Raw genomic sequence first — 15,003 nt, 5'->3', positions numbered from 1 at the left:
ACTGAAGCGCCTTGGTTTCATCTTCTTCGGTAACGGTATTCGCACGATCCGCAGTCCCGGCAGCAGTGGCGAAGCAATATCCGGCATCAGCGATACATCGAACCTCGCGCATCAGCACCCTGTACGGCTGCGAGATCGAGCCAACCATACTCAATGGATCCGATTTGAAAATGTCCCGTGCTTTTGGCACGAGACATTTTCTTCGTCAGAGCTTTCGCGCAATCAAATATCCAAGCGAAATGATAACAACGGTTTGGATTACTTGACGTTCACCGCGGACCATGCCCGTGCCACGGCTGTCGCTTCAGCGGAAGTCGAACCATATAAATCACCCGCTGCCCGGATCGATGCTTTCCTGGCATCAGGGTATGTCGAACTAGACGTCAAATAGACCGTTAGTGCCCGATACCAGATTTTGCCTGCCTTGTCCCGCCCGATGCCAACGAGTGACGTATCACCATTGCATACGAGCTGGTTTCGGGTCAGCTTCGGATCGGTGACAGGGACCGTTGCTCCTTCAGCAAGCAGATAGAAGAACCGATTGCCGACACCGGACGAATAGTGCGGGTCGGTTCGCGTGAATCCGCTTTTCGGATAACAACTGGACGAGTTACCGTCCAAATCCTGCTTATACATCTTGCGCAGTCCACCTGGCAACAGCGATGCGCCGATGACGTAATTGCCCGGATCCTTCGGATTGTTCGCATAGAACTTGACCAGCGTTCCAAAAATATCGGACGTCGATTCGTTGAGACCACCCGAGTCCTTGAAGTTGTAAACGAGATTTGCTGTCTTGCTGGTAACGCCGTGGGTCATTTCGTGTCCGGCCACATCAATCGTCACCACCGGCTTGTTACCGAGATAGGACGCTCCGTCACCGTACAGCATAATTCCCGGAGATGGAGCCCATGAAGCATTGCCTCCGTCACCCTTGAACAACACGTGGGCGTAACTCCTCACACCCTTTCCATCATTCGCGACTCCAGCGCGGCCATGAGTGTTCTTGTAGTAATCCCACGTCATCGCCAAGCCATAATCGATATCCGCAGCCACCGTTTGACGATCACTCGTCGTGTTATTGCCCCATGTATTGGTGGTGCTGGTATAAATCGGCAGACTATCTGCCTGGGATGCAACGTCATAATCCTCTAAGTTGCTTCCGTCATGCACCGATCCACTGCCGCGCTGCGGATCCAGCATGCGATAACCATTGGCGGACGTTTGATCCGTCGTCAACTGCACGTCGCCATAATAGTAAGAACGTCCGATGCCCGTTGCTGCATCTTGCTGTATCAAGCTTTCGATATCCAAAACGCGCCCCGTGCGCGCATCAATTGAATAGCGCATCGCGGACGAATGGTCTTTCGTGGACGGACCGTACACATTGACTTGATACGCAAGAACGGGAGAGGTATCGCGTGCATAGATAACTTTGACCGGACTGTCAGTGCGTTTGACGGTCGATGCAAACTGGGCAACAGCAATTTTCTCTGCCCCGGCAGCGCCGATATCCGGTGCGCTAGCCATTTTTCCTTGAGTTGCGGTTAAGTTCGGCAAGCTGATCGGGGCAGCCAGCGTCGCACTCGGTTGCAACATTTGACCTTGTTTCGAATGTACGACAACGTCTGCGCCAATCACGGGCAATCCACCATAAAACCGCTCGAACCGGACATGTTCCGTGCCGTCGTGATCTACGATCACGTCGCGGGCTTTAAATTGATCCACAGCCACACCGGCCGTTATTGCGGCGTTACTTGCCACATTAAAATCGAGCGCCTTCGCGGAACGTTCGACGCGGCTCGGAGCCAACTGAAAAGCCGACGGATTGGCTTGGATCAATGCAAGTGCGCGGTCGACAGCGGCCTGCTTGTCGGTTACTTGGGCGAATGCACTGGCGCAGGCCGTCACGAGGATGGGGGCACAAACAAAATAATATAAGTTTTTCATATCATCTCTCAGAAGTATATTAGTAATCCGAAATTTATAATCTCTCGTTGCTTACCCCTCCTTTCATAAAGGCCTATCAAATCGATCTTTTGCTCTACCGGCGAACCATACCCGGCCGATGAGTTTTCACGCCTCTTTCCCTGAGCAGAGGCGAGACGTTGTGAATGCATGCCGCATGCCCCACGGCACGGCAAAGCCGTGCCGTGGGCCTTGATCACTCACTGTGTTGTCGCCGGAGTTTGAATTCACCCTGGTAACGCAGCATTGGGTGCACCCTCTGCGGCGTCGCGGCCGGGGACGGCAGCGCACTCCTGGGCGGCAGCTGACGCAGCGACATCGCGGCCGGTGAGTTGATTGACTCGATGCTCGTCAAGCGTGTCTGTGGCGCGAGGTTCGAGTTGACTAGCAGCGCCGCTTCGCTCTTGAGACTTTGCAGCAGGACCGGATCCGTCGATCGATTAAGCTGCGTGAGCAGCGCGCTCCATGCGGCGTCGGCATAGTTCGTCACGTAGTAGTCGTGGCCCGTCGGGTTGACGAGCACGGCCGAGCAGCCATTCAGACGGATCTGTGCCTGCGTGTCCTTCAGTACGAGCGTCTTGCGATTGACGAGACTGTCGCCATAGGCGAGCGTCACGGGTACAGTCCATTGCGTGCCTGGGTACGCGTTCTTGTTCGGAAACGGCGCTTGCTTGATCGTTACGATATTTTGGTTTTTCGTAAGATCGCACTGCGTGTCGAGCGACAGCAGGGGCACGCCGGTCTGACGCACGTAGCTGTCGCCGATCGCGCCGATAGGCTGGCCGCTCGCTTTCGACAGCGCGTCCCACAGACGCTTTGGCGTGCCGTTGCCGAACGAATAGTCGGTCAGATACTGCCGCAGCCCCTTGCGCATCGCTTCATCGCCGATGAAGCCCTCGAGCATCTTCAGCACGTGGCCGCCTTTTCTGTAGACGAACGTGGAGCCGCCGATCACGAAGTCGTTCGACCCCCACGCGTTGAAGTTCGGTGCGATCGGGTAGGCGTTCGAGCTGATGTCCGCTTCAATCACGCCGTAGCGATCGCTGACGTCATCGATCCAGTTGAATTTGTCCGGGAAGAACTGGATTGTGGTGCGAGTCTCGAAGTACGTCGCGAACGATTCGTTAAGCCAAACGTTGTCCCACCAGTCGGCGGTCACGAGATCGCCGAACCATTGATGCGCGATTTCGTGTGTTAGCACCTCGTCTCCAAAGGTGGACATTGGTTCGCCGGGCTTGGGCAAGATATCGTCGGCAAATTCGAGAATCGCCCCCCAGTTCTCCATGCCGCCGAAGTTCAGATTCTTCTGGGCTTTGAATGCGTCGTTGGCCGCGACGGTGTCGAACTTGGTGAGCGGCAGCGCAATGCCGGTGTATTGGTAGTAGAAGTTGAGCGCCTGCTTGGTGCGCTCCATCGCGGGCTTGGCCCAGTCACGCATGCCGGGCGGCGTGAAGATGCGCAGATGCAGCCCCTTGCCGTCGGGCAGGGGGCTCGTGAAATCGTCCTCGAGCACGTCGAACAGGCCGCCACCGAAGAACAGCAGGTACGACGGCATTGGCGGAGTCTTCTCGAACGACACCAGTTTGTAGCCGCCGCCAACGTTTGCGGCGGGCTTCTCCGCCGCATTGGACACAACTCGCCATGCCTGAGGCACCTCGGCCGTCACCTCGTAGGTCGGGCGGAACGCCGGCTCGTCCCAGCCGGGGAACCACTGCCGAGCCAGGTCGGTTTCGCCCTGTGTCAGGATCGCGCCGCTCGTCTTGCCGTCGGTGCCCTTCAGGTCTACGCGGAACACGCCTTCGGCGGCCGAGCAGCCAGGATATGGATCGTTGTCGCAACTGCCGACAGTGCCCTTTGTAGGGTCACCCTGCGACATGAAATTGATGATGCCTTGCCATTCCATGTGCAGCGAATAGTTGCCGGGCGCGATTGAGCCATTTGCCGGGCGAAGTTGATAGTAATCGCCCTTGTTTTGAGGTGTCGCGATCAGTTGTACGTTTCCCGGCTGCAATGTGGTTTTGCCGTTGATGAACTGGAGCCGATGAGCTGCGACCACGATCGCGTCAACCGGTTTGAGCACCTTGATCTCGACATCGGCGCGTCCGTCGAACTGGTTCAAGTCGGCGTTCGGGCGGAACCAGAGCCGGTAGTTGAGCGGCATGACCGTGTCAGGCAACTCGACGGGCTTGGTACTTTTATTTGCCGGCGTTTGAGCGATGGGGGTGGCGGTAACGGGATTGGCCGCCGGATTTTCCGCGACGGGTTGGGCGGTGACGGAGTTCGCCGCCGGGTTATGTGCGGAGCCGAGCAGGGTAGGCGAGCCGCCCACGCCGCCATCGTCACCGCCGCAGGCGGCAAGCGCCAGTGCCCCGGTCAAATATAGATAGCGAATCGTATGAACGATTATCCGCATACTGAGACCTCGAATGAAATAAGGTGGATCGGCTCCACATAAATTCACCGGCAATAAGAGCCCTTCGTCGTTAATCAACGACGAAATGAGATAACGCTAAGTACTTGAGAGGTGTTGCGATAAATTAATTGAATATATTCAAAATCGATGGCCCTCTTGTTTATTTTTTCGCTAAACAAAGCCTTGTTTTTGCGGGGAAGCATGCAGGCTCCACTGCATCAACTTGTCGTCGAATATATACGGCAAAATTTTGAAAAGGAAGCCGTGAATCATCAAATTTTCACATTGAGATATATCGTATATTTCGCATCCGAAATTCATAATTTCTTATATCGAAAATAATTGCCAATAAATCGAATGTAATCCTTGGGAACTGTAGGCGTTTGGTTTTTAAACGCCTCGGAAAAGGGGGGTAAAAGCCAAAATCGTTCTATGACGGTCAAAGGCTTTCGGTTGTTGCAGTCGATCTGGCCGGCGCAGATTTGACGACACGTGCTGGATATTTGCCGGCTTCGGAGGTGCTGTCTTCGTGGCCGGGTAACGACAGTTGATCGGTGATGATTCCTTCTGGCCCTCAAGGCAGGCGCAGGAAAAGTGTTGCGCAGCGGCCGTGACTCGGCGTTTCTGCGGCAGGATGTCGTGTTCGATGCCGTACTGGCCGACTGCGTGCGCACCATCTTCCGCGATTTAGCCGGCCTGGCAGCGCTATGGGAAGCCAACTCTTATTGGTACGCCGGCGCCCACATTAGCGCTTCCTTGGAAGCCCATGGAATTTTATTTGCGTGATTGTCAATGAATCGATTTCAATGTGTCGGTGGATTTGTAATTTTTTGAAATCTAATGTATTCATATTTCATTCCGAGATTTTGCGAAGTATGTCTATCCAAAGATCGGGTGACGTTTGGTGCGGGAAAGGCTTAGTGCGCTGGCTGTGCTGGATAGGGAGTGCATCGATCGCGCCGCTCCATCGAACGCTGCGAACGGAATGTCGTTTCTTAGAGTGATAACTGCCAAGCAATAATCAGTCGCTCTTGAAATTCACGAGCAAGTGTGCGTGAAAGAATTCAGCTTGTTTACCGATTTTAAATAAACGAAAAGGTCGGCCATCATGAATGTCTACACGTAGTTATTTGTCTATTTAAATGCGATATCGGAGACTGTTTTTTGCCGTAGATATTCGGCAAGGGTGAGGTATCGCCATCCACTTTGGCTCGGAGCCTGCCGGTTTTATCTCCGCCGGCAGGTCAGGTATCGGAAACGATCCGAAAGTCTTTCACCTCGGTCGCAGGAATACGACCGGGCACGGTGCCGCCCGTACTGATCACGTTCCGGCGTCAGCATGAGCGGTTACGCGTCTGTGCCCTTCGGTTGATCAATCGGGGGGAATGGAAAGTTGGAATGTGCTTGTCCAACGAACTTTGTCCAATTTAAATAGGATAACTGAATATGAAGAAGTTGCTGATGACGTGCGCGGTACTGGCTGCCTGGGGGTGTGCATCGCTGGCGCAGGCGGCCGATACGGCCGGATTTTGGTATGACGTTCCGGCTTCGTCGGGAGTCTCGGCTCGCGGCGCGACAACGTCCGAGCCCGCGTCCTATCGGGCGGTTACGCTCAATTTTGGTAACCTCAAGTCGGAACTGTTGGCGAACGCCGCGGCGATCAAAAGCGCGCAGAGCAACAAGCTCGCGTTGCCACTGCCGGAAGGCGGCGTGACATACTTCACGCTGTCCGAATCCAATGTATTGCCGCCTGCATTGGCCAAACGCTATCCGACACTGAAAAGCTACAAGGGGGTGGATGACAAGGGACGCCGCGCCAGGATCGACATCACACCGCAGGGGCTGCAGGCGGCAGTGTACGGAGACTCGGACGGCATGTGGCTGGTGCAGCCGGCGGGACAACTGTCCGGACGGGCCAGTAAGGCGGCAGACAGCGGCGACGTGTATTGGTCGTTCAGACGGGCCGCGCTGCGTGGTTCATCCCCGTTCAACGAGGATGGGTTCGACAAGAACCTGCTCAACGGCAGCGGGGTGCGAAAGAATTCGGCCAAGGCGGCGGCTGGCAATGCAACCGGCGCGCGTGCAAGCGGCTCCGTCATGTATGACTACCGTCTGGCCATGGCGGCGACCAGCACGTATACCAAGAGCTTTGGCGAAACTGTCGTCGATGGGCTGGCCGCGGTGGCAACGATGGTCAACCGCATCAACGAAATTTACGAGAACGATCTGGGCGTACACCTGACCCTGATCGACAACGAAGACAAGATCATTTACACGGATACCAAAACCGATCCATACGCGGGGCTGTCTCCCGGTAGTGACGTGATCAACAACAAGAACGTGAAGAATCTCGCCAAGGTGATCGGCAACAAGAACTTCGACGTCGGCCATGTCGTGGCGGGCGATGGCTCCGGTGGCATGGCGTCGATCGCCAGCACCTGTCAGGATGCGACCAAGGCGGCAGGCAGCACTGGCCGGCCCAATCCGGTGGGCGATGCGTTCGCGGTGGATTATGTGGCGCACGAGCTGGGGCATTCATTCGGCTCGTACCATTCGTTCAATGCCAAGCGCAGTACACCGGAAGAGGATGCGGTCGAACCCGGCGAGGGTTCCACCATCATGGGCTACGCAGGCGTGTTTCGTCGGGACTACCCTGAGTTTTCCTACCAACCGCATAGCGATCCTTATTTCAACAGCAGCAGCATCGGCATGATCCAGGATTGGATCTCCAGCGCGGGCGGAAGTTGCGCGACGCGCACGCTCAACAAGAACAGCGCGCCGTGGCTCGATCCTGAATCGCTGGTTCCGCCGGATGCCCGCGAACACTACACCATTCCGGCCAAAACGCCTTTCACGCTGAAGGTGGCGGCGGCTAAAGGCAGCAAGGCAAGCGGCTTGACCTATACCTGGGAGCAATTCGATTTCGGTCCGGAGCAATTCGGCAAGCTGAAGGACGACGGCCAAGGTCCAATCTTCCGCTCGTTCAAGCCGCATGCCCAAGCCGAGCAGACGTTCCCGCACCTGGCCGCCGTGCTGGGCGACGAGCCGCTTGGCAATGGCGAAGTCTATCCCGCGACCAATCGCAAACTCAGCTTCCGGGTGGCGGTGCGAGACAACGTCGCGATGGCTCGTTCACTAGGCGTGGGACCGAACACTGCGAGCGGCAACATGTATGTGAACGTGGTCGATACCGGCAGCCCGTTCGCCGTCACCGCGCCGAGATCTGCGGTGAAATGGGAGGCGGGTTCCGAGCAAACCGTGGCCTGGAATGTGGCGCAGACCAACGCCGCGCCGATCGCCTGCACTAACGTCAAGCTGGATTTATCGCTGGACGGGGGGTATCACTATCTGTCCGAGCCGCTGCTGGCGAGTACGTCCAATAACGGCAAGGCCAGGGTCACGCTGCCGGCGGTGGCGTCGAACAAGGCGCGCATCCGGGTAAGTTGCACTGACAACGTGTTCTTCGCCGTGACACCCACGAACTTCACGATCTTGAAATAAGAGGCGGCCGACCTTGGTTGAGGGGGGCACCGGGGCCTCGGTGTAACCCCCTGTTCGGGATGTGCTGCGAACCGCTTGCAGCAGCCGATCCGGCGATCACGCCGGGCACCGCGCCGTGAACCTGTGCCGTGCATGGCTGGGCGAGCGGAATCACCTCCGGACGATGGCGTCGGCGCGCGCGTTCTTCATCGCGGAAACGCCGCTGCGACAGCGCCGCTACGCATAAAACGCTGATGGCGGCACACCGAAGTGCCGCTTGAACATCGCGGAGAACGCGCTCTGGCTGCTGTAGCCGTGATCCATCGCGACGGTCAATACCTTCTCGCCGCGCGCAAGGCGCTTGAGGGCGAGCAGCAGCCGTGCCTGCTCGCGCCAGCGGCGGAAGTTGAGGCCAGTCTCGCGCTGGAACGCGCGATGAAGCGTGCGTACCGACAGGCCGAGCAGATCGGCCCACTCAGCAATCGTGCGCGGGTCGTCCGGTGCGGCGACGAGTGTGTCGCAGATCGTCCGCAGACGCGCGTCGTGCGGCCACGGCAAATACAGCGGCAGCAGCGGCGCGGCCGTCACCTCGGCGAGCAGCAGGTGCGCCAGGTGATCGTGGCGCGAGCCTGGCGCGTAGTCGAGAGGCATATCCACTGCGGCGAGGATCAGTTCGCGCAGCAGCGGATGCACTTCCACCACGCAACTGCGCGTGGGCAGGCGCTCGATCGCGCCTGGCTCGACGAACACGGTGCGCATCTGAACGTCGCCGCTCATCTGCACCGTATGGTCGAGGCCGGCTTCGAGCCATACGCCGCGCGTGGGCGGCACGACCCACGACGCGCCTTCGGACTGCACGTGCATCACACCCTCGATCGCGTAGAGCAATTGCGCGCGGCGATGGCGGTGCGGCGCGATCGATGTGCCGTGCGCGTACATTGCCGCCATCGCCGACACGGGCATCGGTGTCGATTCGTAGCGCAGGTGTGCAAAGGGCGGCGTGGACTCGATTGTCCGATTGGCGACAAGTCGTGGCATGTTGGCGCGAGACAGGCAGGTGGGCGGGCTGGCACGATGGCGTTCCGCTGCACGCCAAGCCGTGTCGCTATCTTAATCCGTCAAACGCGATGAACAAGTCTCCTTTTCTGTTTCCCTTTTGCGCGATCGCACTGTGGGCCGGCAACGTCGTCGTATCGAAGCTGTCCGCGTCGACGATCGACCCGTCTGCGATCACGTTCTATCGGCTGCTGCTCGCGGTCGCGCTGATGAGCGTCTTCACGCTGCGCCCCGCGTGGCGCAATCGCGCGGCGCTTGTCGCATATCTGCCGAAGCTCGCGGCACTCGGCTTTCTCGCGATGGCGCTGTTCCAGAGCCTGTCCTACGAGGCCGCGAAAACGGCGAGCGCGACCAACATGGCGATCATCACCGCGCTCGTGCCGTTGATGACGATGGTGCTCAGCTCGATGCTGCTTGGCGATCCGCCGGGTGCGGGGATGGTGGGCGGCGGCATGCTGTCGCTCGCAGGCGTTGTCTACCTGATCGCCGAAGGGCATCCCATGGCGATCGCGGCGCGTGGTGTGCATGTCGGTGACCTGCTGATGCTGGCCGCGTCGGCCGCTTATGCGCTCTATGGCGTGCTGCTCAAACGCTGGCGTATCGGCCATTTGCCGGCATGGCAGTCGACTTATGTGCAGGCGCTCGCCGCGCTCGTGTTCATGGCGCCAATGCTGATCCGGCTGCCCGCGCACGCCGCATGGCCGACGCGCGCGAGCGTGCCGCTGATCCTGTACGCCGGCGTGCTGGCATCGGTGGTGCTGCCGTATCTGTGGATGCAGGGCGTGCGGCTGCTCGGCCCGAGCCGCTGCGCGATGTTCATGAACCTGCTGCCCGTGATGACGGCCGGCGGCGCGATCATGCTGCTCGGCGAATCGCTGCGGCTTTATCACTTGATTGGTGGCAGCGTCGCGCTCGCCGGTGTGGCAATCGCGCAGCGCTTTCCGCTCCATGCACGCGCATCGCAACGCGTGCGGCAATGAACGCCAATCCCGGCGTGCAAGCGCTGATTGCCGTGTTGCCGAACGCTCGCGCAGCCGCCCCGGTGCTCGTTCGTATGCTCGAACGGACCATATGCGATCGTCGATCACCGAATCGCCTGCGCTCGTCTGCCGATTTCGCCGAGCGCACGGTGGGCGCTTCGTTCATGCGGTTCGCGCTTCGCATCGTATGGCCGCCGCTGCGAGCAAGCCCGGCAAGCCGGCGCGCCGACGCATCGCAGATGCCGCTCTTCTTCGGGATCGCCTCGTTTGGCTTGCTTGACTCGATTCCGGCGGCCCTGTTCGCCGGCGGCGGGGCATGCTTTTCGTCAGTGGCGGGATGTGGCGCCGGTGGCGCTCAGCTTCGCTCGAAGCCCCTAGCCAATTCCCAGTCCGTGACGCGGCGATCGTATTCCAGTTGTTCCCACTGCGCGGCATGCACGTAATGATTGACCACCTCGTCGCCCAATGCTTCGCGCAACCACGTCGAATTGGCGCTGATATCGATGGCATCCCGCAATGTCTTCGGAATCTCGGGCAGGGCATCGTCGCGGTACGCGTCGCCGACGAACGGGCCGGTCAGCGGGAGCTTCTCGTCGATGCCCGCGAGGCCGGCGGCGATCAACCCGGCAAAGGCGAGATACGGATTCAGATCCGCGCCGCCGATGCGGCATTCCACTCGGATGGCGTGCGAGCCTTCGCCGCAGAGGCGGTATCCGGCAGTCCGGTTGTCCCGGCTCCATGCGGCCTTGGTCGGTGCGAAGGTGCCGGCCTGGAATCGCTTGTATGAATTGACGTAGGGGGCGAGCAGCAGCGTGATGTCTCTCGAATATTTCAGCAGGCCCGCCATATAGTGCCGCATGAGGTCCGACATGCCGTGACGCGCGCTGGCGTCATAAAAAAGCGGCTTTTGATCCAGCGACCATAGCGATGCATGAATATGGCTGGATGAGCCGGCCAGATCGTAACGCCATTTCGCCATGTAGGTGATCGCCTTGTGATGCTGCGCGGCGATTTCCTTGCTGCCATGCTTGATGATCGTGTGTTGATCGGCCATCACGAGCGGATCGGCATAACGCACGTTGATTTCGCCTTGTCCCGCGCCCCATTCGCCCTTCGAGCATTCGATCGCGATGCCCGCGTCATGCAGCCCGTTTCTGATCGGGCGCATGACGGATTCCTGGCGCGTCGTCGACAGGATGTGGTAATCCTGGCTGTAGGTGCCAGCCGTCTGCGGGTCGACATATTTCCTGCGCGAGATCGCTTCGTAGGTCTCGTCGAACAAATAGAATTCCAGCTCCGATGCGAAGCATGCCGTCATCGCTCGCTCGGCCAGGCGGCGTAACTGCCGTTGCAGGATCTGCCTCGGCGAATGCGCGATGGGCCGCTCGCGATGATCGAGCACGTCGCAAATCACCAGCGCGGTGGCATCGAGCCACGGCAGCCGCCGCAGCGTGGAAAGATCCGGCTTGAGCACGAAGTCGCCATATCCGTCTGCCCAGCTCGCGCTGGCGTAGCCGGGCACCGGCTCCATGTCGATGTCGTCGGCCAGCAGGTAATTGCACGCATGCGTTTCCCGGTAGCCGTGCTTTACGAAGAAGTCGGCATGAAACCGCTTGCCGACCAGACGTCCCTGCATGTCGACAATGCAGACAAGCACGGTGTCGATGGCGCCCGACGCGGCCGCCTGCTTCAATTCGTCGAACGAAAGGCTCATATTCTGCGTCCGGTCAAAAGAGTGGATGTCGATTCAATTCGTTGCATGGAAAGCCGTGGAGCACGCGGCCGCTGTTCAGGCAAATCAGGCAAATGCGCGCTGGCCGGCGCGCGCGAAGTCAACCTGCGCCGTCGTCATCGATCGATGCCGATCCGGCTCACGTCGGCCGGCGTCGTTTGATAGATCTGGTTGATCCAGTTACCGAACAACAGATGTGCGTGACTGCGCCACTGGTTCCGGGGGGCGAGGTTTTCGCAGTCGTCGGGGAAATAGTGCCGGGGAACGCTGATGTCCCGGCCAATCGCGCGATCGCGAAAATACTCGTCCGCCAGCGTGTGCGAGTCGTACTCGATGTGGTTGAAGATGTGCAGCGAATGATGTTTCGGATCGTTGAGAAGGCACAGGCCCGTCTCCGGCGATTCGATCAGCACGGACACGCCGCTGTCCGGCGGAATATCCGCGCGGCGCATTTCGGTCCAGCGCGACACCGGAATATGCACATCGTCGGAAAAGCCTTGCAGATAGGGCGACCCGGCTTCCAGGCGATGATGCCTGAATACGCCGAATGCCTTTTTGTTCAGCACATATTTCGGCATGCCGTGAAAGTAGTGCATGGCCGCCTGCGCGCCCCAGCAAATGTTGAAGCAGCTGTGAACGTTGGTTTGCGTCCAGTTGAAAATCTTTACGAGCTCGTCCCAGTAGCTCACTTCGGCGAAAGGCAGCGTCTCGACCGGTGCGCCGGTAATGACGAAACCGTCGAATTTCTGCGCCTTGACGTCGGCCCAGTCGTGATAGAACGAAACGAGATGGCCCGTCGGCGTGTTCTTCGGCGCGTGATTGGTGATCTTGATCAATGTGAGTTCGACATGCAGCGGCGTGGCGCCGAGCAAGCGGGCGATCTGGATTTCGGTCTTGATCTTGTTCGGCATCAGGTTCAGCAAGCCGAAGTGCAACGGCCGGTTATGCTGGCGAAGCGTGCGCTCGCCGTCCATGACCATGACGCCCTCCGTCTCGAGCGCGGTCACGGCGGGCAAACCTTTGGGAATTCTGATCGGCATGGACTTGCAAGCCTCCGTTATCAGTCAATCGCACACGGGCGTCAGGGCAGCCGGCCACGGCTTACGTGATGGCAGCACCGGCAGCGGGCCGTGACGCCGAACGATTTCGGCCGCACATCGGCCGCGCGCATCGATATCGGTGTGGGATCTCCGATGTTTTTCGTCTTGCAAATCATTTGGCATCCGAAATAATGAGGTCGGCAGCTTTTTCGCCGACCATCATGACCGTCGCATTGATATTGACCGACACCATCGCGGGGAACACCGACGCGTCGCAGACTCTCAAGCCGGTGACGCCTTTCACCTTCAGATCCGGCGTGACAACGGCCTGCGGATCATGCGCGGAACCCAGGCGGCAGGTGCCGCAAGCGTGGTAGTACGTCTGGCAGTTATTGCGGATGTAGGCACGCAGATCCTGTTCGTCGACGATATCGGGCCCCGGCAGCAGCTCCTTGTGGACGATTCGGCCCAAGCTCTGCGTGTTGCCCATGCGCCGGCAGAATGCGACCGCTTGCAGCAGCACATCTTCGTCGTAGCGGTCGGCGTCGGACAGGTAGTTCAGGTCGATCGTCGGCGCGACGCGAATGTCGGCGGACGTGATCTTCACGCTCCCGTGGCTTCGGCTGATGGCAACGTTCGGCTCGAGTGCGATGATGGATCGCCCTTTCGGCGCCGACGGGTGATATTCGTCGCCGAACCGGCCGTTGAACCAGCCGGCCGTCAGCCCGAACTGCACTTGGCTTTCCGCCGCGCGGGCGTGCGGTGAGAGCTTCAGCATCGCAATTGCCTCATAGGGCGTGATGTCCCAGTCGGGAACCGGCGCCGCCGTCTCGAATACCACGGGCACCGTATAGTGATCGAGCAGGTGCTGCCCGACCCCCGGACTGTCGTGCACGACGTCGATGCCGAGCGTGCGCAGATCGGCGGCGTTGCCGATTCCGGAAGTCAGCAGAAGCTGAGGTGACTGGATGCTTCCCGCGCAGAGAATGATTTCCCGGCGCGCGGCAATGCGCCCCTTGTCCGTGACGCACGCGGTGGCGGCCTTGCCGGTGAATTCGATCTTGCTGACGAGCGTTTGCGTCAGAATCTGCAGATTCGCCGGCAGCGACGTCAACGGATGAAGATAGGCAACGGATGACGAACTGCGCAGGCGTCCGTGCGCGTTCAACGTGAGCATGCCGATGCCGGGCGCGACCTTGGCGCTGAAATCCACCTTCGGCAGCCCGAGTTCTTCTCCGGCCCGCACGAACGCCGTGGAAAACGGGTGGCGCTCCGGGCGCCGTTCGATCGTGATGCGCGCCTCCAGGCGATCGAAATAGCGGCTGACGTCCGCGCCCGACCACCCGTCGCCGCCAAGATCGCGCCATGCGTCGAAATCTTCTTTCGGCGGCACCAGGTACGCGCAATCGTTATGGTTGCCGCATCCGCCCAGCATCTTCGCACGCGAATAGGTGAGCTGGCGGCCGGATTGCGTCGTGGGATTGGCCAGGAAGCCCCAATCCGTACTGGCGTCCAGCTCGAACAGGCGGGAAATGTCCATCATCGCCGGAATCCCTTCGTCCGGCGGTCCGGCTTCGACGAGCAAAACCGAGCCGATGTTTGCATCCGCGAGCCGCCGCGCAATGATCGCGCCGGCGCTGCCGCCGCCGATAACGATGTAGTCGAAAACCATGCTCCTCCCTTCCAGCGTGCCGTTGATCGATATGCCGTCGGTCATGCCAACTCTCAATAAGGAAACAGAACGAGGCCAAGCGCAACGAGCGCATACAGCAGCGCGGTGATCTTGTTGAGCGCGGCCGTGTTATTGAAGGCCACGCGCGCGTTGTGCGCGAGAAACATATAGCCGCCATAGATCGACAGCGAAATGGCCGTCGCCGCGACGCCCAGCGAGACAGCCTGCGTGGTGTACGAAAAATGCGGGCTGATGAAGCTCGGGTACGTAAGCAGGCTCGCCAGCCATCCCTTCGGATTGGTCAAGGAGACGAGCAGCGAATCCACGAACATCTGCTTCGTACTCGAATTCCCGGCGGCGCCGTCGCGCGGTTCCGAGCGGCTGAAAAAGGTTGTCAGCGCCAGGTACGCCAGATAAATCGCGCCGATCCATCGCAGATAAACCAGAACCCATTGATGGTCGCGAATCAGCAAGCCCACGCCGGACAACACCACCGTTGCGTGAATGGCGGTTGCGAGCCCGAAACCGAACGCGCCGGGGATCGCGGTCTTGAGGCCATGCTTGATGGCCTGCGCAACCGCGAACGCCACGTTCGGCCCGGGCACCGCGACCGCGGAAGTGAAGGCAACGCAGAACAACGCCAGCAAATGCAAATCCATGGGGCC

The 15,003-nt window shown here is 59.5% G+C and carries 10 protein-coding genes; 3 read left to right on the top strand and 7 right to left on the bottom strand.

Going from position 1 to position 15,003, the window contains the following annotated elements; translation table 11 throughout:
* Nucleotides 1-258: 258 nt before the first annotated feature.
* Together WS68_RS10305 and WS68_RS10300 are read right to left on the bottom strand one after the other, a co-directional pair.
* Nucleotides 259-1,947: a M4 family metallopeptidase gene (locus tag WS68_RS10305; RefSeq protein ID WP_059570694.1), complete on the bottom strand. Its 1,689-nt coding sequence runs from the start codon at nucleotides 1,945-1,947 to the stop codon at nucleotides 259-261.
* Nucleotides 1,948-2,161: 214 nt separating this feature from the next.
* Nucleotides 2,162-4,378, bottom strand: a complete 2,217-nt coding sequence (locus tag WS68_RS10300) for a M1 family metallopeptidase (protein ID WP_059570693.1) — start codon at nucleotides 4,376-4,378, stop codon at nucleotides 2,162-2,164.
* A gap of 597 nt (nucleotides 4,379-4,975) precedes the next feature.
* Between WS68_RS10300 and WS68_RS10295 the strand changes: the two genes are divergently transcribed.
* Together WS68_RS10295 and WS68_RS10290 are read left to right on the top strand one after the other, a co-directional pair.
* A complete protein-coding gene (locus WS68_RS10295) occupies nucleotides 4,976-5,164 on the top strand; it encodes a hypothetical protein (protein WP_156429443.1) in 189 nt (62 codons plus the stop codon).
* Between the two features lie 660 nt (nucleotides 5,165-5,824).
* Nucleotides 5,825-7,879, top strand: a complete 2,055-nt coding sequence (locus WS68_RS10290; RefSeq protein ID WP_059570691.1) for a reprolysin-like metallopeptidase — start codon at nucleotides 5,825-5,827, stop codon at nucleotides 7,877-7,879.
* Between the two features lie 216 nt (nucleotides 7,880-8,095).
* Here the strand turns inward: WS68_RS10290 and WS68_RS10285 are convergent, their stop codons facing one another.
* Nucleotides 8,096-8,896, bottom strand: a complete 801-nt coding sequence (locus WS68_RS10285) for an AraC family transcriptional regulator (RefSeq protein ID WP_059570690.1) — start codon at nucleotides 8,894-8,896, stop codon at nucleotides 8,096-8,098.
* Between the two features lie 89 nt (nucleotides 8,897-8,985).
* On the opposite strand from WS68_RS10285, the gene WS68_RS10280 reads away from it, so the two are divergent.
* Nucleotides 8,986-9,894, top strand: coding sequence for a DMT family transporter (locus tag WS68_RS10280; RefSeq protein ID WP_059570689.1), 909 nt, complete (start codon nucleotides 8,986-8,988; stop codon nucleotides 9,892-9,894).
* Between the two features lie 355 nt (nucleotides 9,895-10,249).
* On the opposite strand, the gene WS68_RS10275 is transcribed toward WS68_RS10280, so the two are convergent.
* The 4 genes from WS68_RS10275 to WS68_RS10260 form a co-directional block, all read right to left on the bottom strand.
* Nucleotides 10,250-11,608, bottom strand: a complete 1,359-nt coding sequence (locus tag WS68_RS10275) for a glutamine synthetase family protein (protein WP_059570688.1) — start codon at nucleotides 11,606-11,608, stop codon at nucleotides 10,250-10,252.
* A gap of 134 nt (nucleotides 11,609-11,742) precedes the next feature.
* Entirely contained in the window at nucleotides 11,743-12,666 is a 924-nt protein-coding gene (locus WS68_RS10270) for a homoserine O-succinyltransferase (protein WP_059570687.1), read from the bottom strand.
* A gap of 172 nt (nucleotides 12,667-12,838) precedes the next feature.
* Nucleotides 12,839-14,383 (bottom strand): GMC family oxidoreductase, encoded by a 1,545-nt coding sequence (locus WS68_RS10265; protein WP_059570686.1) that lies wholly within the window; start codon nucleotides 14,381-14,383, stop codon nucleotides 12,839-12,841.
* Nucleotides 14,384-14,391: 8 nt separating this feature from the next.
* Nucleotides 14,392-14,997, bottom strand: coding sequence for a LysE family translocator (locus WS68_RS10260; RefSeq protein WP_059570685.1), 606 nt, complete (start codon nucleotides 14,995-14,997; stop codon nucleotides 14,392-14,394).
* Nucleotides 14,998-15,003 lie beyond the last annotated feature (6 nt).

The sequence above is a fragment of the Burkholderia sp. TSV86 genome, from assembly GCF_001522865.1.
Taxonomy (GTDB): Bacteria; Pseudomonadota; Gammaproteobacteria; order Burkholderiales; family Burkholderiaceae; genus Burkholderia.
The sequence above is the reverse complement of the archived record's forward strand: the minus strand, read 5'-3'. Positions and strand labels throughout refer to the sequence as shown.

Bases quoted from the DNA above. Each gene is read 5' to 3' on its own strand.
- WS68_RS10290 (WP_059570691.1), top strand. From the start codon at position 5,825: ATGAAGAAGTTGCTGATGACGTGCGCGGTACTGGCTGCCTGGGGGTGT.
- WS68_RS10265 (WP_059570686.1), bottom strand. From the start codon at position 14,383: ATGACCGACGGCATATCGATCAACGGCACGCTGGAAGGGAGGAGCATG.
- WS68_RS10260 (WP_059570685.1), bottom strand. From the start codon at position 14,997: ATGGATTTGCATTTGCTGGCGTTGTTCTGCGTTGCCTTCACTTCCGCG.
- WS68_RS10270 (WP_059570687.1), bottom strand. From the start codon at position 12,666: ATGCCGATCAGAATTCCCAAAGGTTTGCCCGCCGTGACCGCGCTCGAG.
- WS68_RS10280 (WP_059570689.1), top strand. From the start codon at position 8,986: ATGAACAAGTCTCCTTTTCTGTTTCCCTTTTGCGCGATCGCACTGTGG.
- WS68_RS10305 (WP_059570694.1), bottom strand. From the start codon at position 1,947: ATGAAAAACTTATATTATTTTGTTTGTGCCCCCATCCTCGTGACGGCC.
- WS68_RS10275 (WP_059570688.1), bottom strand. From the start codon at position 11,608: ATGAGCCTTTCGTTCGACGAATTGAAGCAGGCGGCCGCGTCGGGCGCC.
- WS68_RS10285 (WP_059570690.1), bottom strand. From the start codon at position 8,896: ATGCCACGACTTGTCGCCAATCGGACAATCGAGTCCACGCCGCCCTTT.
- WS68_RS10300 (WP_059570693.1), bottom strand. From the start codon at position 4,378: ATGCGGATAATCGTTCATACGATTCGCTATCTATATTTGACCGGGGCA.